Consider the following 21,752-nt stretch of genomic DNA (forward strand, 5'->3'; position numbering starts at 1 on the left):
CGTTCTGGACAGAACCTCTCCGTTTACTGGGCGTCTTTGACATCCTTGGCAAATGACCAAATGGGCGAACACGTTTGCGAGGATCACACCCTACACTGGCCGGTTGATCAGGGTCGCCGTTGCAAAATACAGTTGCTTTTGCACCCGCTTCCGGGCTCATAGTGTGATCGTACCTTGGCAATAAAGGCATTGCGCGCTGCTGTCTTGGGTGAGCGGAGTCTTCCCGCCCGAATTGAGGCCTGGATTGGCCCAAGCGTGCCTTGACTCCCTTCATGTGACAACCGGCGGTGTGCCGCCACAGCCTGGAGGTAAACCGTGCTACATAACGACCAACTGGAAAAATGGGACCGCGAGAGTTTTTTTCATCCATCCACTCACCTGGCGGAATTTGCCCGCGGGAAACTGCCTCATCGTGTGATCACCGGCGCATCAGGCTGCCATATCGAGGATCGGGATGGCAATCGCATGTTGGATGCGTTTGCCGGGCTATACTGCGTCAACGTCGGATATGGGCGCCCCGAGATTGTCGAAGCCATCGCTGAACAGGCAAAGGAACTGGCATATTATCACGCCTATGTCGGCCATGGGACCGAGGCGTCGATCACACTGGCCAGGATGGTTCTGGAGCGCGCGCCCGAGAACATGTCCAAGGTTTACTTCGGGCTCTCCGGCTCGGATGCAAACGAGACAAACATCAAGCTGATCTGGTACTACAACAACATTCTGGGACGGCCCGAGAAAAAGAAGATCATCTCCCGCTGGCGCGGGTATCACGGGTCGGGGCTGATGACGGGCTCGCTGACGGGGCTGGACCTTTTTCACCAGAAATTCGACTTGCCCTTGGCACCGGTGGTCCACACGACAGCACCCTACTACTTCCGGCGCGAGGACCAGAACCAGGCAGAGGCCGGGTTCGTCGCCGATTGCGTTGCGGATCTGGAAGCGCTGATTGATCGCGAAGGGGCGGACACGATTGCTGCTTTCATCGGTGAGCCGGTTCTGGGCACCGGTGGGATTGTCACGCCGCCAGAGGGATACTGGGCTGCCGTCCAGGCGGTCTTGGACAAGCATGACATCCTTCTGATTGCGGATGAGGTTGTCACCGGGTTTGGCAGGCTCGGCACGATGTTTGGTTCTGAACACTACGGGATGCGCCCGGACATCATCACCATCGCCAAAGGTCTCACATCCGCTTATGCGCCCCTGTCAGGCTCCATCGTGTCGGACAAGATGTGGTCCGTGCTGGAACGGGGAACAGATGAAAATGGCCCGATTGGCCACGGCTGGACCTATTCTGCGCATCCCATTGGGGCCGCGGCAGGTGTTGCGAACCTGCAGCTCATCGATGCGCTTGGGTTGATTGAAAGCGCAGGCAGCGTCGGAGCATACCTGAACGCGGCGATGCGCGACGCGCTGGCAGATCACCCCAATGTCGGAGATGTGCGTGGCGAGGGCATGCTGTGTGCGGTTGAGCTTGTGAACGATAAAGACAGCCGGACGTTCTTCGACGGCTCTGACAAGATCGGGCCACAGGTTGCGGCCAGGATGCTGGAACAGGACAGCGTCATCGCGCGCGCCATGCCACAGGGCGACATCCTCGGATTTGCGCCGCCGTTCTGCCTCAGCAAGGAAGAGGCAGACATCGTGGTTGCATCAACAAAACGCGCCGTCACAACCGTCTTGGGATGACCCCCGTTGCGACCGAAAGGAGGTCTTTCGTCATGTCAAACGCACCCTTCAGCAAGATCGAATACGACCGGCGGCTGGCGAAGACCCGCGCGGCCATGGCCTCGGCCAGTCTTGACGTGCTATTTGTGACCGACCCCTCCAACCAGGCTTGGCTTACCGGCTATGACGGGTGGTCCTTTTACGTGCATCAGGGCGTGATCGTCACCATGGAAGGTGAACCCATCTGGTGGGGCCGATACATGGATATGATGGGCGGCCGCCGCACCTGCTGGATGACCCACGACAACATTCTGGGCTACGGGGATCACTATGTGCAGTCGACGGTGGTTCATCCAATGCAGGATCTCGCCGGGCATCTGAAGGCCCGGAGGCTGGACCGTGCCCGGATCGGGGTAGAGATGGAGAACTATTATTATTCGGCCAGGGCGCATCAGGTGTTCGCGGCTGAATTGCCCGAGGCCACACTCATCGACGCGACCGCATTGGTGAATTGGCAACGGTTGGTAAAATCGGAAGAAGAGATCGGCTTCATCCGCAAGGCCGCCCGCATCTCCGAGAAAGTGATCGAGACCGCGATCGAGCGCGCCGCGCCGGGGGTGCGTAAGAACGATCTGGTGGCCGACATCATGCACGCGGGAATAACCGGCGTGGGCGATGACTGGGGAGACTACCCCGCCATCGTACCCCTGACGCCCTCGGGCCTTGACGCGACGGCTGCGCATTTGACCTGGAACGGGGCCGCAATGAAAGAGGGCGAGGCCACCTTTTTCGAGTTGTCGGGCTGCTATCGCCGCTATCACGCGCCGCTGTGCCGGACGGTCTATCTGGGCACGCCACCCGATGAAATGATCCGAGCAGAGGCAGCACAAATCGAAGGGATCGAGGCCGGCTTGGACGCCGCCCGACCCGGCAACTGCACCTGTGACATCGCGAACGCCTTCATGGAGGTTATGGCCAAATACGGTATCGCGCGGGACGGCCGCATGGGCTACCCGATTGGCCTCAGCTACCCGCCCGATTGGGGCGAGCGCACGGCCTCGATCCGATCAGAGGATTCCACCATTCTGGAGCCTGGTATGGTCTTTCACTTCATGCCCGCCTTGTGGATGGACACCTGGGGCCTAGAGACCACGGAGACGATCCTGATCCGCGACGGCGGCCCGGCGGAAACGCTCTGCGATGTTGATCGCAGACTTTTTGTGAAAGGGTGACGCCTTGCTTGACCGAACCATCGAGATCCTCTCTGATCTGATCGCCTTCCCGACGGTCTCCTCTGACAGCAACCTCGAGATGATGGCCTATCTCGCCGACCGGCTGGAGGCTGCCGGTGCCAAGGTGGATGTCCTGTCCGATGCCGTCGGGCGCAAGGCGAACCTGTTTGCTACTCTCGGTCCCGAGATCGATGGTGGCATTGTCTTGTCCGGCCACAGCGACGTCGTGCCTGTCACCGATCAGGTGTGGTCCACGGACCCTTTCAAGATGGCTGAACGAGACGGTCGGCTCTTTGGGCGTGGCACCTGCGACATGAAGGGATTCATCGCGGCGACCATCGCAATGGCACCAGTCTTCGCCAAAAAGATACAGCACAGACCGCTGCATTTCGCCTTCACCTACGACGAAGAAACCGGATGCATTGGGGCGGGTCATTTGGCCAAGGAACTGAAACAACGCGCCTTCAGACCAAGCGCCGCCATCATTGGCGAGCCGACCGGGATGCGGATTATCGAAGGTCACAAGGGGTGCTATGAATATACCACCCGTTTTCAGGGCCTTGAAGGTCATGGGTCGATCCCGGATCAGGGCGTCAATGCCGTGGAATACGCGGTGCGTTATGTTGCGCGGTTGCTGGACCTGAAAAACGAACTGAGATCCAAGGCCCCTCCGCGAAGTCGTTTTGAACCGCCGTGGACGACAATCAATATAGGTGCGCTGAATGGCGGAACCGTTCATAACGTGATCGCCCCAAAAGCGCAGGTGGATTGGGAGATGCGCCCCGTTCAGGTCTCGGATGCCACCTTCGTGAAAGAGGATTTGAAGAGGTATTGCCGGGAGGTGCTGCTACCTGAGATGCAGAAAACACACGCAGACGCCGATATCACGACCGAGATCATCGGCGAGGTGGATGGGCTTGTGCCGGTCGACCACAACGAGGCCCGTCGGATCGTGTCAGAGCTGACGGGCGCAAACGGCGCAGACCTTGTGTCCTTCGGGACCGAAGCGGGCATATTCCAAAATCTCGGAATGGACGTGGTTGTCTGCGGCCCCGGTTCCATTGAGCAGGCACACAAGGCTGACGAATACCTGGAACGGGATCAACTGGCGCAATGCCTCAAACTTCTTGAGCGCCTTGCCGACAAGTGCGCGGCACCTGCTCCTGGCTGACCCGAGGTGCTGTCGCTGGCGATGATCCACTTACCGATTGGCGGCGTAGTCCGGCAGGCGCTGGGGCTGGTGATCCAACAAATCGGCTTTGGCAGGCGCGCTGGGGCAGCGCCCGCGTCGCCGGGTTCCGAGCTGTCGATTGTCAGGAGCGCGGATCGCAGACGCCGCAACCGTGTCGGGGATTACCGGTGCCTCCTAAGCATCAGACCAATGCGTTGACAAAGACATCTACCGTCATCCAACCCGATAGTTCGGGCTTTCGCGGGTGATCTGAACGTCATGCACATGGCTTTCTTTGAGCCCTGCCCCGGTGATCTTCACAAAGGAACAATTGGTCCGCATCTCATCGACGGTGGCACAGCCTGTGTAGCCCATTGCCGCGCGCAATCCGCCCACGAGTTGATGCAGAACGGCCCCGGCGCTGCCCTTGTAGGCCACCTGCCCCTCGATGCCTTCAGGCACCAGCTTGTCGCTGGCGGCATCCTTCTGGAAATACCGATCCGCCGAGCCGCTGGCCATGGCACCCAAGGAGCCCATGCCGCGATAGCTCTTGAAGCTGCGGCCCTGGTAGAGAATCACTTCGCCCGGGGACTCGTCTGTTCCGGCGATCATGCTGCCGACCATGGCACAGGACGCGCCTGCCGCAATTGCCTTGGCGAAATCACCGGAGAACTTGATGCCGCCGTCGGCGATCACCGGGATATCGCCCGCCGCCGTGGCGCAATCCATGATCGCGGTCAGCTGCGGCACGCCCACACCCGCCACCATGCGCGTGGTGCAGATGGAGCCGGGACCGATGCCCACCTTGACCGCGTCCGCACCTGCGTCGATCAGCGCGCGTGTGGCCTCGCCCGTGGCCACGTTGCCCGCCACGATCTGCACCTCGTTGCTGAGCGCCTTGGCCCGGCGCACAGCCGCCGCCACCCCTTCGGAGTGCCCATGTGCTGTGTCGATCACGATCATATCGGCGCCTGCGTCCACCAAGGCCTCAGAGCGCTCAAAGCCCGCATCCCCCACCGTGGTCGCCGCCGCCACCCGGAGACGGCCCAGCCCGTCCTTGCAGGCCGTAGGGTTCAGCACCGCCTGTTCGGTGTCCTTCAGGGTCAAGAGGCCGGTCAGCTTACCCTCCCCATCGGTGATCAGCAGCTTTTCGATGCGTCGTGCTTTCATCAGGCTGATGGCCTCTTCGCGGTCCGCAGGTTCGTGCAGAATTGCGAGGTTGTCGGAGCTCATCATCACCGAAACCGGCGTCTTGTCATCGCTGGCAAAACGCATGTCGCGGTTGGTCACGATGCCGACCACGCGGCCTTTCTCATCCACCACCGGGAAGCCGGTGACGCGGTAGCGATCCTGCAGCGCCTTGGCATCGGCCAGGGTCTGGTTGGCGCGCAGCGTGATCGGGTTGTAGACGATCCCGCTCTCGAACCGCTTCACGCGGCGGACCTCTCTGGCCTGTTCGTCGATGTCGAGGTTGCGGTGCACCACGCCGATACCGCCTGCCTGCGCCATGGCGATGGCCATGCGCCCTTCGGTCACCGTGTCCATCGCGGAACTGAGCAGCGGGATGTTCATCGAAATGGCGCGTGTCACGCGGGTGCGCGTGTCTGCGGTCGAGGGTAGAACCGAGGATGCTCCCGGCACCAGCAGCACATCATCAAAGGTCAGGGCCTCACGAATCTCCATTAGCATACCTCGCGCGCGGAGTGTCTCATTTGGCAGTTTCCTATTTCACGGAGCGGGGAAAATGGAAAGAGGGAAAACCACCAAATCTGGCGTATCGGCCATTGCCTGCGTCTTCATCTGGGGCGAAACTGGCGCAGGCGTCACTTAAAGGAAACAAATGCCATGGCGGGACACGGATATGAGGGCGGCAGGCTGGACCTGCCTTTTGTGGGCATCTCGACCTTCGGCAAGCGGCCCTATATAGCGGATTGGCAGGCGATTGATGCAGAGGTTGCGGTTTTGGGCGCACCGTTTGATGCGGGCACGCAATGGCGAGCTGGCGCGCGTTTCGGGCCGCGCGGGGTGCGCGAGGCCTCAACGCTTTTCAGTTTCGGCCACGCCGGGGCCTACGACCACGAGGATGATGCAACCTATCTGCCCGCGGATGTGCGCATCGTGGACATTGGTGACGCCGACATCGTGCACACGGACACCGACCAGAGCCACGCCAATATAGAGGCGGGCGTGCGGGCGATCCTGCGGGCGGGCGCCCTGCCCGTCGTGATCGGCGGCGATCATTCGGTGAATATCCCCTGCATCCGCGCCTTTGATGGCGCAGACTACAAGGGCGGTGCTTTTCACATCCTGCAGATCGATGCGCATCTGGACTTCGTCGATGAACGCCACGGGGTGCGGCACGGCCACGGCAACCCGATGCGTCGCGCGGCAGAGCAGCCTTATGTCAGCGGGCTGACACAGGTGGGTATTCGAAATGTCAGTTCCACCGCGCGGGAAGGCTATGTGCAGGCGCGGGCCATGGGGTCGCAGATCATCTCGGTCCGGCAGGCCCGTCAGATGGGTACGCAAGGGGTGGCAAACACTCTGCCAAAGGGCGCCGACGTCTATATCACAATTGATATCGATGCCTTCTGCCCGTCCATCGCGCCCGGCACCGGCACACCAAGCCACGGCGGGTTTCTCTACTACGAGGTGCTGGAACTGCTGCAGCAGGTGGCGCAGCAGCACCGGATTGTCGGGATCGATCTGGTCGAGGTGGCGCCTGACTATGATCCCACCGGCAGTACCTCCATTCTGGCCGCGCAGGTTCTGCTGAACCTTCTAGGGTTCATCTTCCACGCCCGCGCCTCCACCCCCGAATTGGCGGGGTAACACCCGCCTTCAACTGGATTTCATAATGAATATGACAATTTCAGACGCGCAATGCCGCGGCAGGCGCATTATGTGACGCGGACCGGCGCTCGCACGCCTCTGCCGCCCCTATCCTGGCGTCAGACAATCAACAGGTGACCAAGACTTATGAGCAACGACCCCCTTGTCGTCTTCACGCCCTCCGGCAAACGCGGCTACTTCCCGACCGGCACGCCGATCCTGACGGCGGCGCGCCAGCTAGGCGTCGATCTCGACTCCGTCTGCGGCGGGCGGGGCATCTGCTCTAAATGCCAGATCACCCCCAGCTATGGGGAGTTTTCGAAACACGGCGTCACGGTGAAAGAGGACGCGCTGTCGGCGTGGAACAGCGTCGAGCAGCGCTATGACGAGAAACGGGGGCTGATCAAGGGCCGCAGGCTGGGCTGTCAGGCCACGGTGCAGGGTGATGTGGTCATCGACGTGCCGCCCGAAAGCCAGGTGCACAAGCAGGTGGTGCGCAAACGCGCCGAGGCCCGCGAGATCGTGCTCGACCCCTCGACCAAGCTCTTCTACGTGGAAGTCGCCGAACCGGACATGCACGACCCCTCGGGCGATCTGGAACGTTTGCGCGACGCGCTGGAAAGCCAGTGGGATCTGGCGGATGTCACCGCCGATCTGCATATCCTGCAGTCCATGCAACCGGTTCTGCGCAAAGGCGACTGGAAGGTGACCGTCGCCGTGCATCTGGGCGATCAGGAAAACCGCCCGCGCATCATGAACATCTGGCCGGGGTATTACGACGGTACCGTTTACGGGCTGGCGGTCGATCTGGGATCTACCACCATCGCGGCGCATCTCTGTGACCTGCAAACGGGGGAGGTATTGGCCTCTTCCGGTGTGATGAACCCGCAAATCCGTTTTGGCGAAGACCTGATGAGCCGGGTTTCCTATTCGATGATGAACGCCAAGGGGGCCGAGGAAATGACCCGCGCGGTGCGCGAAGGCATGTGCGGGCTCTTCACCCAGATTGCCACAGAGGCGGCGATTGACAAGGAACTGATCGTCGATGCGGTCTTTGTCTGCAATCCGGTGATGCATCACCTGCTGTTGGGCATCGACCCTTTTGAGCTAGGGCAAGCGCCCTTTGCGCTGGCCACCAACAATGCGCTGCGCCTGCGGGCCGATGATCTGGAACTGAACATCCACCCCTCTGCGCGCATCTACCTGCTGCCCTGTATCGCAGGTCACGTGGGTGCGGATGCCGCGGCGGTGGCCCTCTCCGAGGCGCCGGATAAATCCGATGATCTGGTACTGGTCGTCGATGTAGGCACCAATGCGGAAATTCTGCTGGGCAACCGGGAGAAGGTGCTGGCCTGCTCCTCGCCTACGGGACCTGCTTTCGAGGGCGCACAGATCAGCTCGGGTCAGCGTGCCGCCCCCGGTGCCATTGAACGTGTGGAGATTGATCCGGTTACCAAAGTGCCGCGCTTCAAGGTCATCGGGTCAGATCTGTGGTCGGACGAAGACGGCTTTGACGACATGATCGGGGTGACGGGCATCACCGGCATCTGTGGCTCCGGCATCATCGAGATGGTGGCCGAGATGCGCATGCACGGGATTGTCGACGCGCCGGGTCTGATCGGCTCGCCGGAGCAGACGGGCTCGGACCGGGTGTTTCAGGACGGGCGGACGTATTCCTATCTGGTGCATGACGGCAGGGCGTCCGGCGGGCCGCGGATCACCATCACCAATCGCGACATCCGCGAGATTCAGATGGCCAAGGCCGCGCTGTACTCCGGCGCCCGCCTGTTGATGGATAAATTCGGCGCCGACAAGGTGGACCGAGTGGTGCTGGCCGGGGCCTTTGGGGCGCATATATCGACCAAACACGCCATGGTGCTGGGCATGATCCCGGATGCGCCGCTGGACAAGGTCACATCGGCGGGTAATGCGGCTGGCACCGGCGCGCGGATTGCGCTGCTGAACACTGGCGCGCGGGCTGAAATCGAAGCGACCGTGCGGGCAATCCACAAGGTCGAGACCGCCATCGAACCCCGTTTCCAGGAGCATTTCGTGAATGCCTCGGCGATCCCCAATGCGGTGGAGCCCTTTCCCATTCTGAATTCCATCGTCACCCTGCCAACGGCGACCTTCAACACCGGCGGCGGATCGGATGATGCGAGCGGTGGCGGACGGCGCAGAAGGAGACGCGGATGAGCCAGGACAACAGCGATCAGGCGGAATTCTGGACCACGAGCGCGGGTCAGAAATGGGTCGAGCAGCAGGAGATGCTGGATGCCTTCATGCAGCCGGTACTGGATGGGTTGTTTGAGCGCGCGCCTCTGAGGCCGGGAGACCGCGTGCTGGACATCGGTTGTGGCACGGGGGCGAGCACCCTTCAGGCCGCTGAGCGCGTTGGCGCAGCAGGCACTGTTCTTGGCGCCGACATCTCGCCCACCATGCTGGCGCATGCCTCGGCGCGGGCGGGTGCAGCCAATAACGTCACCTTCGAGGTCGCAGATGCGTCAGACTACACCTTTGACGCAGAGAGCTATGATCACCTGATTTCTCGATTTGGCGTGATGTTCTTTGCCGACCCTGTCGCGGCTTTCAGGAATATCCTCAGGGGGTTAAAACCCGGTGCTGATGTAACTTTTGCCGCTTGGGGGCAAATTCAGCAGAACCCGTGGTTCACCATTGCCGCACAGGCGGCAAAGGAGGAATTGGGCGCGCCACCGTCGGTCGATCCCGATGCGCCCGGCCCCTTTGCCTTTCGCGACGTGGCGCGGGTGACTGACATTCTGACGGATGCGGGCTTCACCGATGTTTCTGCTGACGTGGTTGCACTCCACCTGTCTCCACCGGGCCGTTTGCCCGACGTGGCCCGCATGGCGACAAGCGTCGGTCCAGCCGCGCGCACCGTCGAGTATTTCCAGGGGTCTGCTGCCGATGCAGAAGCCATTGCGAACCGGGTCGAGAAGGCCTTTGAAGCCTTCCAGACGGATCAGGGCGTGCGTGTCCCGGCAGAGATCAATTTCTTCAGGGCGCGCCGGGCGGATCGTTGACGGCCCTTGACCGCATGAGGTGGAAATAATACGTCAGCGGCAGAGCGCGGGTATGGTGAAAAGGTATCACGCGAGCTTCCCAAGCTTAAGTTACGAGTTCGATTCTCGTTACCCGCTCCACATAAGAAACATGAAAACCCTATTGTTTTCAATTTTTTGCTTTCTGTAAGTCGCGTTGCAGCGCGCGCCACGGACGGCGACATAAAAATGGGGTGCGCGCGGGAGCATGCCCGTCGTGGCAATACCCCTCTGCGACCTCGACCCAGCTTTGAGCCTGCAAGGGGTGACCATTGGCGCAAATGGTCAAATTGAATGGATCGGTCGCCTGCAACCTCAAGAATGAGCCTTAGGACGGTGGATGTAGTCACGCTGGACTTTCCAAGCAGGCGCACCGGCCTGCCGCAATTGATCTCTGCGAAGAGTGATTTCAGGCCGATAGGATGGTGACTACAGGGCAAATCTTATGCGCCACGCAGCCCCATGTCCCAGAATCCGGCCTCAAGTTCTGTTGCTACGGTGAACCGTGTTTGCAGCCGTGTCCAACGAGGGTTTTGCCTGTAGTCCGGTCCAAGCCTTCGGATGACGGCGGCATCCATCATCTGACCCACAGCAATCATCACCTGCTGGTAGTCGTCGTTCGCATAGGTCGCGATCCAATCGGCATAGGGTGTGTCCGGTGTGGCATTCACCGCCAGTGTCAATCCGATTTCCCCATATCCAAAGCAGCAAGGTGCGAGGGCAGCGATCAGATCGAGGAAATCGCCCTGTAGCCCGCTATCCATGACAAATCGGGTATAGGCGAGGTTCGCGACTTCCTCTTTTGCTCCAAAAAGCTTTTCCTCATCAATGCCTTCGGCTGCACAGGTTTTCACGTGCAACGCCATTTCGTGGTTCACAAGTGCATTCACGGTGCTGGCGCAGATCTTCATCTCGTCAAGGGTCTCCGCCTTGACCACGCCAAGGGACCAAGCGCGGGCGAAGTGAACAAGAAACACGTAATCCTGAACCAGGTAGTGTAAAAACGCGGTGCGCGGCAGCGTCCCGTCGCCCAAACCGATTACAAAGGGATGCTGTGTGTAGGCGGCCCATGCTGACGGGCATCCATCCTTTAGCGCCGCAAAGACGTGGCCATAGCGCGATGCAGTCATGATGCAGTCACATCAATGGCGATGGCGAAGATCGGATTGATGCCAGTGATCGGATCAGCCACGCAGAAGGAGGCGCAAAGCCGGATATTGCGCCCAATATCCAGCGCCGTCATGCGCAGCGAAAAAAGGGGCAGCGTGTCGATCCAGGCGCGTTCATTTGGCTTGTGACGTTCAGGGGAGAATGCCGCAGGATTCCGGTGGCCCACTTGCAGATGATTTTCGATAAACTGCATCGCGTCCAGAACCACTTTTTCAACGTCATCCAAAAACAAGTTGACCTTTTGACCCGCTGGATCAGCGGGCGTCTGGATCGGACCGCCTTGCAACTCCGGCAAGCCGTCGACCGGTGCCACTTCCAGGGTTTCAATGCACTCCGACGGCTGGCCTTCGTGGATTTGCAGGCAGAGCTGAACGGGGCTGGAGATCATGATGCCGGCCTGATCCGTCGCAACGATTTTGGGTGGAGCAAACGGGTCAGTAAACGCAACAGCCTCCGCGCCAAGATCAATTTTCGCGGAATAGCCGGGGTCCTGAACAATAATGAATGGCCGTTGATCGGGACAGATGGACCCGTCAAACATGGCCTTTGCCGGGTGCTGTGCCATTGCCGGAACAGTGACGAGCGTCAAAAGGGGCGCAAGGGACGTCAGTTTCATGGTTCAGACCTCACTCGTAGAATTTGGCGAAGTGGTGGGTCGGGCCGTGGCCTTTGCCAACAGACAGGGTATCTGCGTCTGAGATAGCTGCGGAGACATAGGCTTTGGCCGCCGTCACGGCCTCAGGCAAGGCCGCACCTTTACCTATGTGTGCTGCAAGAGCAGAGGACAGGGTGCACCCCGTGCCATGGGTGTTTTGCGTTAACGTACGCGATGCTTCGAACCACTGCGCCCTCTCTGACGTGACCAGTACATCGGGGCTTTGGGTGGCATCGAGATGCCCTCCCTTCATCAAGACGGCCTTCGGGCCGAGTGTGCAGAGCGCCCTGCCCTGTGCCTCCATTTCCGCTCGCGTTGCGGCGGGTGCGCGATCGAGCAGATGAGCTGCCTCTGGCAGGTTTGGCGTGAGCACCGTCGCCAGTGGTAGCAGTTTCTCGCGCAGTGTTGCGATTGCATCCGCCGCCAACAGGGGAGCGCCCCCCTTGGCGATCATCACGGGGTCTAGGATCACCGGCACCTCTGGATGAGCGCTGATGGACTTTGCTACCGCGCTGGCAATCTGCGCATTCGCGATCATACCGATTTTGATTGCAGCGACATGGATATCTGCAAAAACTGCTTCGATTTGGTCTGAAACAAACTCAGGCGGTATGAGATGCACACCGCTGACACCTTGGGTATTCTGAGCCGTCAGAGCGGTGACAGCGGCCATCGCGAAGGCGCCATTTGCTGAAATTGCCTTGATATCTGCCTGAATCCCGGCGCCACCGGAAGGGTCGGACCCGGCAATTGAAAGAACATTCACGATCATTTTGCGCTCCTGTTGTCTGGGCAAAGGAATGCGGCTGCGGCCAGCTGCGGATCTGTTTTCCCGCAGATGGCAGACACAACGGACAGGCCATCAACGCCTGTTGCCATCACAACGGGCACATGGTCTGCCTTCAAACCGCCAATTGCCACTGTTGGTAGATCTGTTTCCGCAACCAAAGCAGCCAGACCGTCAAAGCCTATCGGACGCTCGTGATCCCTCTTGGTTCCGGTCGCAAAGACCGGCCCCAGACCCAGATAGTCGACGGGGGCAGTTTTCGCGGCCCGCACGGCCTGCGGTGTTTCGCAGGACAGACCTAAAATGCGGTCTGGTCCCAGCCTTGCACGTGCCTGATCGGGCGACCCATCACCTTGTCCGATATGCGCCCCGTCAGCGCCAGACGCGACAGCCGCCTCCAGATCGTCGTTGACGACCAGCGGGACGCCGGTCCCTTTGAGAGCCAGCATCAAAGCGCGCGCCAAGGCAATGCGCTCGGCCGTGGTGGCAGGTTTGTCGCGCAGCTGCACCATCGTGACCCCGCCAGCGACAGCCCGTAGCACCGTGTCCACCACGCCCAGGTTCTTGCACAGCAGGGGATCGGTGACGAGGTAGAGGCGCAATGCCGCACGGTTCAATGCCATTGGATCAACGCGTCCCCGGCAAAGTTGACAGGTTTGGTCTGCGATAACGCATCCAGGAAGGCGACTTGAAAACTTCCGGGGCCATTGGCGGTCCGCGCTGCGCGCTCGCCTGCATATCCGAACATCGACAGGGCCGTCAGTGCCGCCTCGAAAGGCGGCGCGACGGCCACACAGGCCCCCATCAATGCGGTCAGGGAGCAGCCCATCGCAGTCACCTTTGGCATGAGTTCAGACCCACCAGCGACATGCGCCTTTCGGGTGCCATCGGTGACAAAATCCTCCTGACCCGTTATTGCCACGACGCACCCCTGCGCCTTTGCAAACGCGGTGGCGGCACCCTCGGCATCGGCCACACTGTTTCCGCTATCGGCCCCTTTGCCTGCCGTTGCCGTGCCGCTCAGCGCCAGAATTTCAGAGGCGTTCCCCCGCACAATCGCAGGGCCCCTTGCGATCAGATCCCGCACAACCTGGCCGCGATAAGGTGTCGCAAAATGGGCCACCGGATCGAGCACCCAAGCTGTGTCCGACGCTGTGGCCGTATCTGCGGCCTTTTGCATCGCCCTGACCCAGGCCGGGGACAATGTGCCGATGTTAATGGTCAGGGCGCCGCTGACAGGTACAAAATCCGCAACCTCTGCCTCGGCATGAACCATGGCAGGCGACGCACCTGCCGCCAGCAAGACGTTAGCGGCGATGTTCATGGCAACATAGTTCGTGATGCAATGAACAAGTGGGGATTGCCTGTGCAAGGCTGACACTACGTCTTCTGTCTTCACGGTCTCTTCTCCGACCGGCGAAACAAGGAAGACCGCGAAAAAGCGACTTTTACCCTCCCTCCGCCAGCATTATCTGGTTCAGGTTCAAAGGGTACTTCTCAGCCATCAGGCGCCCCCGGTCATGCCTTGGTAGTCAAGCCTTGGGAGATCTGTCAACCGTTGCAAGCGTCCGCAGGTCAGGTTTTCCGTTGCTGAGATGCAATCCTTGCAAGGCCGGCATCCAGTCGCATCGCCGCTATGACCACAGTATCCGCAAAACCGGGAGTGGAGGTCCCCTGGGCGTAAAGCTCAGACAACAACCAAGCGGTCAAGCGTGCACAGCGGGCAGTATTACAGGTCTCGCTTCCCTGTTCTCAACGGCGCGGACCAGGCGGTACCCGCAGCTAAGATGGGTTCCATCGAGGCGATGTTGTAAGGATATGAGAAACTTAAACAAAAAAACTGTAAGGTTCTGTTATCATTACAATTAGTAAGTTGTTATTCGATGTTCTCGACATTAAGAGAATAGCTTTTCACGGCTTAGCGGATACAGCGCATGCCGGTTGTGGCGTCTGAGCGGTACAAATGTTTTGCATCCTTGTCGACAGCGCCCGGTGCCGCCCCGGGTTGTCCTCGGTCACTCAAGCGAAAAGTCGGTGCGCAATCGCAGTATCGTGCATCTGAAAGAGGCGTGCTTTCCGCGTTGGCAAGTGATGTAGCGACGCTCTCCGCAAGCGGCACCGCTTTGGTTTTGTCGCCGGGATACGTCCAACTGGTGGGGTATATTTGGATTTCAATCGTCCAGACTGGTCGCGTCCGCACTGGTTTTGGGCTTCATCGCTGGACCCGTGCGCGTCGCATCAAGCGCCTTCTGCTGAGCTGGAGCGATCATTGGATGTGAGTTGGGGCACTAAGACGCCGGGACGGACGACTTCCGTCTCCAGGGCTTCCGCTACGTGTTTACCGCCGGACGCTGCGCCACTCCAACAGTCTCACACGGGCTTCGCAGCTTGTTGTTCACAACCTGCCTGCGAAGACGGTCAACTCCGGTCCATTCCCAACAGTTGTTTTACGACCGCATCAGAGAGTTTTTACACCACGCCCCCGTCGTGGCGGAGAAAGGTGTCAAGAACATGATGGTCGCTTGCCAAGACAGGCCACAAGGGGGCGAAGGCCACCGCCCATCCCATTGTGATTTTTCGCAATCGCCGGGCTTAGTCCAGCTCGAACGTGATACCGAAAGTCAGCACGCCGTCCGTTGATTGCCCGTCTGCGGGCAGCAGTTGCGTAAAGAAGTTCCGGTAGCGCGCCTGGAGACCGATGAGCGGGATCACGTCGCCAATGGAATGATCGAACCGGTCGCCTTCGCCGGGATAGACGGCGAGGCCCGCGAAGACGCCAACCTCGAATTCCGTCGCAACCTCCACATCGTAGCCGATCGAGACCAGCGGCGAGACATTGGAATAGCTGTTCTGGAAAACGCCGACAGTGTAGTCGAACACCTCCCGCTCCCAAGTGAGGAACACACCGGGATTGAATTCGCGAAAATCTTCAGTGGCATTGAAGTGCTCTGACCCCAACAGGATCGACACACGGTCTGGGCCTGCGAGCGCAGTGGTCGGCAGCGCCGCGGCAAGGATCAGGGCAGGCAACTTCATAGCGTGTCTCCGGGGGCGAAAGTGTAATCACAGGTAGAAACCCTTCTAGGGCACTTTGTCGGACCTTTGGGTTAAAAGAGCCTTACGTCAGCAAGATCTTTGCAAAAGTGTCCCGCAAGTCACGTTTCAGGACTTTGCCCGTCGCATTGCGCGGCAGGGCATCGGTGAATACGACCTTGTCCGGGATTTGCCATTTGGCGATCTTGCCCTCGAAGAAGGCGAGCAGGTCATCCGCGTCCGGCTCCACGCCTTCCGCCTTGACCGCAACCAGCACCGGCCGTTCGTCCCATTTGGGATGGGGTGCGCCGATCACCGCGGCATCGCTGAGGTGCGGGTGGCCGATCGCGATGTTTTCGAGCTCTACCGAGCTGATCCATTCGCCCCCTGATTTGATGATGTCCTTGGACCGGTCGCGGATGGTCAGATAACCCTCCGGGTCCAGAGTGGCGATGTCACCGGTGTTGAACCAGCCGTTCTGCAGGGTTTCGTGCGATGTTGTGCGGAAATAGGCATCCAGTATGAAGTGTCCGCGCACCAGCAATTCGCCCTGTGTCTTGCCGTCATGCGGCAGAGGATTTCCAGCCTCGTCGACAATGGCCAGCTCAACACCCCAAGGCGGCCGTCCCTGATTTTCACGCAGCCGGTGCAACGCCTCGGTCTCAAGATCCAGATGTTTGGCCAGCGGCTGATTGACGGACCCGATGGGCGACATCTCCGTCATGCCCCAAGCGTGGATGGTTTCCACCCCGAAGGTGTCGCGAAACGCCGCGATCATCGAGGGCGGACAGGCAGAGCCGCCGACGACCGTTCGTTGCAGGCTGTTCAACGTACTGCCTGCCTTCTCTGCTTCGCCCAGCAGTCCCAGCCAGATGGTGGGCACCCCAAGGGCGATGGAAACCTTGTGTGTGTCAATCAGGGCCACCAGCGATGGCCCGTCCAGCCCAGGACCCGGAAGAACCATCCGCGCGCCCACCATCGCGCAAGCATATGGCGTGCCCCAGGCGTTGACATGGAACATCGGCACAACCGGCAGCACCACGTCCATGGCGGAAAACCCGAGGCTGTCCTTCAGGTTGCAGGCAAGGCTGTGCAGCACGGTGGACCGGTGCGAGAAAAGCACGCCCTTGGGATTCCCGGTGGTACCGGAGGTGTAGCAGAGACTGGACGCGGTCAGCTCATCGAAGTGCGGCCATTGATACTCCGCGTCCCCCTGCGCCAGCAGATCGTCATAGGCGGTGATGCCGGGCAGAATTTCTGCGGCAGCACCCACGGTGTCGTCCAGCAGCACGATGTGTTTCAGCGTGGTCAGCTGGTCACGGATGGAGGCGACTAGCGGCGCAAAGGTGGCGTCGATGAACAGCACCTCATCCTCGGCATGGTTGATGATGTAGACAAGCTGATCTGGAAAAAGGCGCGGGTTGATCGTGTGACAGACAAAGCTGCCGCCTGACACACCGAAATAAATCTCCAGATGCCGCCGATTGTTCCAAGCGATGGTGGCGCAGCGGGTCTGGGGTCTCAGCCCGAGGCTATCCAGCGCGCTGACCAGTAGTTTTGCGTTGCGGTTCACCGCGCCCCAGCTGGTCGTCTCATGCCCACCGCCGGTATTGACGGAGACGATTGGCGTGTCGCCGTGATAGCGCGCCGCATGATCGATGAGCGAAGAAATCAGCAAAGGGGCTGTCATCATCTGGCCAAGCATTGTGATCTCCCGTCACGTGTCGGTCTTGGTGTACGGAGCGCAGGTGCAGGCCCGTCCCCTACCCTGCCTTGAGGGCCGCGCGCTGGCAAGTCTTGGCAAATTCGCTCCCAGTGCGTAAGGGAGCGGTATGACCCTCCAATACCACACGCCGCTGTCCCTTGAGCGCCAATTGGCGCTTGGCATTGATCCGCCCGCACCGCTCGCAATGGCGGACCGGGTGCGATTTTCAGAGCTGGATGTGCTCAATCACGTGAACAATGCGGTCTATATGCATTGGTTCGAAACGCTGCGTATCAAGTACACGCAGGAGTGGGGCTTGTCGCGTTATATGGGCAGTGAAGATGACCCGCGGATCGTGATCCGGTCAGGCCAAATCCATTACCGGCAGGAAATGCGCATGGATGAAGACTATGTAGTGACCTGCGGCTGTATCGGGTTCCGCACCACGTCGTTTTCACTGGCGCAGACGCTCTGGGCTGGCGGCACACTGCGCGCTACGTTTGACTGTGTGCTGGTACTGCTGAATGCGGACGGATCAGGCCGCTATCCGATCCCCGGGGACGTGCGGCGGAAAATGATCGATATCGACGGCGCACAACCGCATCGCTAAGGGTGGCCTGAAGCCCACCCTACCTGCCATTCGAGACGGTTTCAGCCAGCAGGTAAGGTGGGCTTCAGGCCACCTTTGCTCAGGCTTGGTGTTGGCGTATGAAGGTGACCAACTGGGCGGTTGACCCATCCTTGCCCTGCGGATCGGCGGACCCTTCGACCACAGGCTGTAGGGATGTCGCTAATTCCTTGCCCAACTCCACCCCCCATTGATCGTACGAGTTGATGCCCAGAACCACGCCTTCGACAAAGACGCGGTGTTCATAAAGCGCCACAATTTGCCCCAGCGTGAAAGGGTCCAGTTTCGGATAGACCAATGTGGTCGAGGGGCGGTTCCCGGTGAAAACACGGTGATGCGCTTGGCGCTTCAACTCTTCCCCTGTGAAACCCGCTGCCTGCATTTTGCCCCGTGCCTCATCAAGACTGCGGCCCCGCATCAAGGCTTCGGATTGGGCCAGACAATTCGCAATCAGCAGCTGATGATGATGCGCCAGTTCTGCCTCATGCCCCTCTGCCGCAATCATGAATTCACAGGGCACCACGCGCGTGCCCTGATGGATGAGCTGATAAAACGCGTGCTGTCCGTTTGTCCCTGCTGCGCCCCAAACCACAGGACCACTTGGGACCGCGACGGGCGTGCCATCCATCTGCACACCCTTGCCATTAGATTCCATTTCAAGTTGCTGCAAGTAGTCGGGCAGCTTTGCCAACCGCTGATCGTAGGGCAAAACCGCGCGGCTGGCATGGCCGCAGACCTGTGCATGCCAAAGGCCCACCAGCGCGAGCATGACCGGCAGATTCTCTGCCCATTCAGCGGCGCGGAAGTGCCTGTCCATGTCTTGGCCACCCCGCAGGAAAGCGTCGAACCCCTTGGGTCCAATGGCGATCATCAGGGACAGGCCAATCGGTCCCCAGACCGAATAGCGCCCGCCAACCCAATCCTCGAACCCAAAGACACGCTCTGCCGGGATGCCGAAGTCGCGGGTCTTTTCTTCGGAGGTACTCAGCGCCGCGAACTGCGCTGATGGATCACCCCCGTGATCCTGCATCCAGGCTCTGGCCGTGCGGGCATTGGTCATCGTCTCGATGGTCGTGAAGGTCTTGGAGGCCACGATCACCAGCGTCGTCCTGGCATCCAACCCGCGCAGCGTGTCGGCGATATGCGCGCCGTCAACGTTCGACACAAAATGGCAGCGCGGCCCGTCGTGGTAGGGCGAGAGCGCCTCAACCGCCATCGCTGGACCCAGATCGGAGCCGCCGATGCCGATGTTCACCACATCGGTGATCTCGCTGTCCCGCACGTGATTGGCATAGATCCGCATCCGCTCCAGCGTCGCCAGCACGTCGGGCATGACATCGAAACCGTCCACCAGAACCGGCCCACCGTCGAGATTGCGCAAGGCGGTGTGCAGCACCGCACGCCCTTCGGTGTCATTGATGGGCGCCCCTGAGAACATGGCCTCGCGTTTCTCTGCAACACCCGCCGCCTGCACAAGATCGATCAGGGCCGCACGGGTCGCGTCGTCGATGTTCGTCTTGGAATAGTCAAAGAGCATATCGCCCGTCTGTGCGCTGAATTGCGCCGCACGATCAGGCGTTTCAAAAAGGGATAAGATCGACCGCCCCTCGGTTTTCTCAAGGCGGATCCGCAAAGCGTCCCATTGTGCAGTCATGCGGCCCAATGCACCGTTCCTTCCGTGATGACAGCCGAAATAGGAGCCTCAAGCGGCGACAGTCGTTGCGCCTTTTCAAACGCGGCGCGCTTGTCGTCGCCAAAGATCACCAGATGTTTATTCATCGCCCCGTCCAGCGCCTGCGCGCTGAAGGTGATGCGCTCTTCCGGTTGATCCGCAGGGGTGACGGCACAGACAAGCGGCGCATTGCGCGCCATGGCCGCCTCCACCCCCGGCGCGCCGGGAAAAAGCGATGCGGTGTGCATGTCCGCCCCCATGCCCAAGAGCAGTACAGAGATCGGCATCTCCGTGGCAAAGTCGTCTGAGACGCCCAGGGCGGCCTCCTGCGCCGTCATCCCCTCGCGGTAGAACGACAGAAATGTCGCCGCTGCCGCATTGCCGGTCATCAGCCGCGCTTTCACCAGACCGGCATTCGACCGGGGGTGATCTTCGGGCACCCAGCGTTCATCGGTCAGCATCACATGCACCCGGTCCCAGTCGAGATCCACCGAACTCATCGCATCAAAGATCGGCCCCGGTGTTGTGCCCCCGGGCACTGCAAAGCTCGCAAACTCGTGGTTCAGCAGGCATTTGCGCAAATCGCTGGTCACCGCATGGGCCACGTTCATGATCGCCATATCGCGGTCTGCATTTTCGTTGAAGTTCATGGGGTCACCTCTCGCCATTCCCGATCGTCCCGACGCATCAGCTGAGCGGAGGCATCAGGGCCTGCGCTGTGGCTGTCGTAAGGCTTGGGCACATCCCCCCGTTTTGTCCAGCCTTCGATGATCGGATCGGTCCAGGCCCAGGCCGCTTCCACCTCATCGCCGCGCATGAAAAGCGTCTGGTTGCCACGGATCACATCCATGATAAGCCGTTCATAGGCATCGACATTTTCCGCCCCTTCCGGCCCCAGCGCATCAGCAAAGGTCATATCGAGCGGGACATCCATGAGCCGCATTCCGCCGGGTCCCGGTTCCTTGATGGTCACGCCCAGCTTGATGCCCTCATTGGGTTGCAGCCGGATCGACAATACGTTGCGGTGCCGCCCTGCTTCCTCGCCGAAAATCGAATGCGGCGTGTCCTTGAACACGATAGAAATCTCCGAGGATCGCGCGACCAGCCGCTTGCCTGTCCGCAAGTAAAACGGCGTGCCCGCCCACCGCCAGTTGGCGATATGGGTCTTCATGGCGATGAAGCTTTCGGTCTTCGATTTCGGGTTTTCGACAGCGGTACGATAGTCGGGATGCTCCTCGGGGTCTTCGGGGTCCGCGTCATATTGGCCGCGTACGATGTGATGCGGCTCCACGTCCTCCAGCGCCCGGATCACCTTGAGCTTTTCGTCACGCACCGCATCAGGATCGAACCGCGCCGGCGGCTCCATCGCGATCAGGCACAAAAGCTGCATCAGGTGGTTCTGCACCATGTCGCGCATGGCACCTGACTTGTCATAGTATTCACCGCGCCCGCCCACGCCGACGGTTTCCGCCACGGTGATCTGGATGTGATCGACAAACTGGCTGTTCCAGAGCGGCTCGAACAACATGTTGCCAAAGCGCACGGCCATCAGGTTCTGCACCGTTTCCTTGCCCAGATAGTGATCAATGCGGTAGATCTGCCCTTCGTCGAAAAACGCCGCCAGATCGCGGTTCAACTGACGCGCGGTCTCCAGATCCCGGCCAAAGGGTTTCTCCACGACGATCCTGCTGTCCTTATCCGTCAGCCCGTGGTTGTTGAGCCGTTCGGCCAGATCACCAAAGAGGCTTGGCCCTACCGAGAAATAGAACGCCCGCACCACCTTGTGGCGCATCTGGTCCGCCAGTTGCCGCCAGCCGTTCTCCCCCCGCGCGTCGATGGCCACATAAGAGAGATTTTCCAGAAAGGAGGTCAGCTTGCCCGCATCGATGTCACTGGTGCCGCCGAATTCCCGGATCGCTTCGCCCACCATCTCGCGGTATCCGTCATCGTCCATTTCGGCGCGTGCGGCCCCGATGATGCGGGCCTCGGGGGGCATCTGCCCGGCACAGTAGCGCCGAAACAGCCCCGGCAGGATTTTGCGCCGGGCCAGATCGCCGGTGCCGCCAAAAATCACGAGGTCGAAAGCATCGACCGGAATGACGCGCGAAACCATGAGAATTCATCCTGAAGTACCGGC

18 protein-coding genes, 1 tRNA gene and 1 riboswitch are annotated in these 21,752 nt (G+C 60.3%); of the genes, 8 read left to right on the plus strand and 11 right to left on the minus strand.

All coding sequences use genetic code 11. From position 1 onward, the window contains the following. Positions 1-315 precede the first annotated feature (315 nt). The 3 genes from Q1A07_RS17690 to argE are packed head-to-tail and all read left to right on the plus strand — an operon-like array spanning position 316 to position 4,071. A complete protein-coding gene (locus tag Q1A07_RS17690) occupies positions 316-1,689 on the plus strand; it encodes an aspartate aminotransferase family protein (RefSeq protein ID WP_299783341.1) in 1,374 nt (457 codons plus the stop codon). A 32-nt stretch (positions 1,690-1,721) separates the two neighbouring features. Next, the gene (locus Q1A07_RS17695) at positions 1,722-2,900 is read left to right on the plus strand and encodes a M24 family metallopeptidase (RefSeq protein WP_299783342.1); all 1,179 of its coding nucleotides are present in this window, start codon (positions 1,722-1,724) and stop codon (positions 2,898-2,900) included. A gap of 4 nt (positions 2,901-2,904) precedes the next feature. After that, the gene (gene argE / locus Q1A07_RS17700) at positions 2,905-4,071 is read left to right on the plus strand and encodes an acetylornithine deacetylase (protein WP_299783343.1); all 1,167 of its coding nucleotides are present in this window, start codon (positions 2,905-2,907) and stop codon (positions 4,069-4,071) included. 234 nt (positions 4,072-4,305) lie between these two features. Here the strand turns inward: argE and guaB are convergent, their stop codons facing one another. Beyond that, entirely contained in the window at positions 4,306-5,754 is a 1,449-nt protein-coding gene (gene guaB / locus Q1A07_RS17705; protein WP_299783344.1) for an IMP dehydrogenase, read from the minus strand. A 162-nt stretch (positions 5,755-5,916) separates the two neighbouring features. Here guaB and speB point away from each other — a divergent pair, with 162 nt between their 5' ends. From speB to Q1A07_RS17725, 4 genes are all read left to right on the plus strand, one after another. Beyond that, positions 5,917-6,903 carry an agmatinase gene (gene speB / locus Q1A07_RS17710; protein ID WP_299783345.1) on the plus strand — a complete coding sequence of 329 codons (987 nt, stop codon included), beginning with the start codon at positions 5,917-5,919 and terminating at the stop codon, positions 6,901-6,903. Between the two features lie 147 nt (positions 6,904-7,050). Beyond that, positions 7,051-9,099, plus strand: a complete 2,049-nt coding sequence (locus Q1A07_RS17715; RefSeq protein ID WP_299783346.1) for an ASKHA domain-containing protein — start codon at positions 7,051-7,053, stop codon at positions 9,097-9,099. Beyond that, entirely contained in the window at positions 9,096-9,947 is an 852-nt protein-coding gene (locus Q1A07_RS17720; RefSeq protein ID WP_299783347.1) for a class I SAM-dependent methyltransferase, read from the plus strand. Before Q1A07_RS17715 ends, Q1A07_RS17720 begins: the two co-directional genes overlap by 4 nt. A 46-nt stretch (positions 9,948-9,993) precedes the next feature. Beyond that, positions 9,994-10,067: transfer RNA gene (locus Q1A07_RS17725), tRNA-Gly, on the plus strand. Between the two features lie 341 nt (positions 10,068-10,408). Here the strand turns inward: Q1A07_RS17725 and tenA are convergent. From tenA to Q1A07_RS17760, 7 genes are all read right to left on the minus strand, one after another. Further along, positions 10,409-11,095, minus strand: coding sequence for a thiaminase II (gene tenA / locus Q1A07_RS17730; RefSeq protein ID WP_299783348.1), 687 nt, complete (start codon positions 11,093-11,095; stop codon positions 10,409-10,411). Further along, complete coding sequence (locus tag Q1A07_RS17735) at positions 11,092-11,751, minus strand: ABC transporter substrate-binding protein (protein ID WP_299783349.1); 660 nt, start codon at positions 11,749-11,751, stop codon at positions 11,092-11,094. Before Q1A07_RS17735 ends, tenA begins: the two co-directional genes overlap by 4 nt. Positions 11,752-11,761: 10 nt before the next feature. Beyond that, positions 11,762-12,562: a bifunctional hydroxymethylpyrimidine kinase/phosphomethylpyrimidine kinase gene (gene thiD / locus Q1A07_RS17740; protein WP_299783350.1), complete on the minus strand. Its 801-nt coding sequence runs from the start codon at positions 12,560-12,562 to the stop codon at positions 11,762-11,764. After that, on the minus strand, positions 12,559-13,200 hold the full coding sequence (gene thiE, locus Q1A07_RS17745; RefSeq protein WP_299783351.1) for a thiamine phosphate synthase: 642 nt from the start codon (positions 13,198-13,200) through the stop codon (positions 12,559-12,561). The genes thiD and thiE overlap by 4 nt, the downstream gene beginning before the upstream one ends. Beyond that, positions 13,191-13,976: a hydroxyethylthiazole kinase gene (gene thiM / locus Q1A07_RS17750; protein WP_299783352.1), complete on the minus strand. Its 786-nt coding sequence runs from the start codon at positions 13,974-13,976 to the stop codon at positions 13,191-13,193. Before thiM ends, thiE begins: the two co-directional genes overlap by 10 nt. Before the next feature lie 37 nt (positions 13,977-14,013). Further along, a riboswitch (TPP riboswitch) is annotated at positions 14,014-14,103 on the minus strand. A 1,066-nt stretch (positions 14,104-15,169) separates the two neighbouring features. Further along, on the minus strand, positions 15,170-15,613 hold the full coding sequence (locus Q1A07_RS17755) for a hypothetical protein (RefSeq protein WP_299783353.1): 444 nt from the start codon (positions 15,611-15,613) through the stop codon (positions 15,170-15,172). 82 nt (positions 15,614-15,695) lie between these two features. Next, on the minus strand, positions 15,696-17,315 hold the full coding sequence (locus tag Q1A07_RS17760) for a long-chain fatty acid--CoA ligase (RefSeq protein WP_299783354.1): 1,620 nt from the start codon (positions 17,313-17,315) through the stop codon (positions 15,696-15,698). Positions 17,316-17,442: 127 nt separating this feature from the next. On the opposite strand from Q1A07_RS17760, the gene Q1A07_RS17765 reads away from it, so the two are divergent. After that, positions 17,443-17,925: a thioesterase family protein gene (locus tag Q1A07_RS17765; protein ID WP_299783355.1), complete on the plus strand. Its 483-nt coding sequence runs from the start codon at positions 17,443-17,445 to the stop codon at positions 17,923-17,925. A 79-nt stretch (positions 17,926-18,004) separates the two neighbouring features. Here the strand turns inward: Q1A07_RS17765 and pgi are convergent, their stop codons facing one another. The 3 genes from pgi to zwf are packed head-to-tail and all read right to left on the minus strand — an operon-like array spanning position 18,005 to position 21,728. Continuing rightward, positions 18,005-19,597, minus strand: a complete 1,593-nt coding sequence (pgi, locus tag Q1A07_RS17770; protein WP_299783356.1) for a glucose-6-phosphate isomerase — start codon at positions 19,595-19,597, stop codon at positions 18,005-18,007. Further along, positions 19,594-20,265 (minus strand): 6-phosphogluconolactonase, encoded by a 672-nt coding sequence (pgl, locus tag Q1A07_RS17775; protein WP_299783357.1) that lies wholly within the window; start codon positions 20,263-20,265, stop codon positions 19,594-19,596. Before pgl ends, pgi begins: the two co-directional genes overlap by 4 nt. Continuing rightward, positions 20,262-21,728, minus strand: a complete 1,467-nt coding sequence (zwf, locus tag Q1A07_RS17780) for a glucose-6-phosphate dehydrogenase (protein WP_299783358.1) — start codon at positions 21,726-21,728, stop codon at positions 20,262-20,264. The genes pgl and zwf overlap by 4 nt, the downstream gene beginning before the upstream one ends. Between the last annotated feature and the right edge of the window lie 24 nt (positions 21,729-21,752).

The sequence above is a fragment of the uncultured Roseobacter sp. genome (assembly GCF_947492555.1).
In the GTDB taxonomy this organism is placed as follows: domain Bacteria; phylum Pseudomonadota; class Alphaproteobacteria; order Rhodobacterales; family Rhodobacteraceae; genus Roseobacter.

Coding starts and splice junctions, on each gene's coding strand:
- Q1A07_RS17695 (WP_299783342.1), top strand. CDS start 1,722: ATGTCAAACGCACCCTTCAGCAAGATCGAATACGACCGGCGGCTGGCG.
- guaB (WP_299783344.1), bottom strand. CDS start 5,754: ATGGAGATTCGTGAGGCCCTGACCTTTGATGATGTGCTGCTGGTGCCG.
- speB (WP_299783345.1), top strand. CDS start 5,917: ATGGCGGGACACGGATATGAGGGCGGCAGGCTGGACCTGCCTTTTGTG.
- Q1A07_RS17715 (WP_299783346.1), top strand. CDS start 7,051: ATGAGCAACGACCCCCTTGTCGTCTTCACGCCCTCCGGCAAACGCGGC.
- Q1A07_RS17720 (WP_299783347.1), top strand. CDS start 9,096: ATGAGCCAGGACAACAGCGATCAGGCGGAATTCTGGACCACGAGCGCG.
- tenA (WP_299783348.1), bottom strand. CDS start 11,095: ATGACTGCATCGCGCTATGGCCACGTCTTTGCGGCGCTAAAGGATGGA.
- Q1A07_RS17735 (WP_299783349.1), bottom strand. CDS start 11,751: ATGAAACTGACGTCCCTTGCGCCCCTTTTGACGCTCGTCACTGTTCCG.
- thiD (WP_299783350.1), bottom strand. CDS start 12,562: ATGATCGTGAATGTTCTTTCAATTGCCGGGTCCGACCCTTCCGGTGGC.
- thiE (WP_299783351.1), bottom strand. CDS start 13,200: ATGGCATTGAACCGTGCGGCATTGCGCCTCTACCTCGTCACCGATCCC.
- Q1A07_RS17755 (WP_299783353.1), bottom strand. CDS start 15,613: ATGAAGTTGCCTGCCCTGATCCTTGCCGCGGCGCTGCCGACCACTGCG.
- Q1A07_RS17760 (WP_299783354.1), bottom strand. CDS start 17,315: ATGCTTGGCCAGATGATGACAGCCCCTTTGCTGATTTCTTCGCTCATC.
- Q1A07_RS17765 (WP_299783355.1), top strand. CDS start 17,443: ATGACCCTCCAATACCACACGCCGCTGTCCCTTGAGCGCCAATTGGCG.
- pgi (WP_299783356.1), bottom strand. CDS start 19,597: ATGACTGCACAATGGGACGCTTTGCGGATCCGCCTTGAGAAAACCGAG.
- pgl (WP_299783357.1), bottom strand. CDS start 20,265: ATGAACTTCAACGAAAATGCAGACCGCGATATGGCGATCATGAACGTG.
- zwf (WP_299783358.1), bottom strand. CDS start 21,728: ATGGTTTCGCGCGTCATTCCGGTCGATGCTTTCGACCTCGTGATTTTT.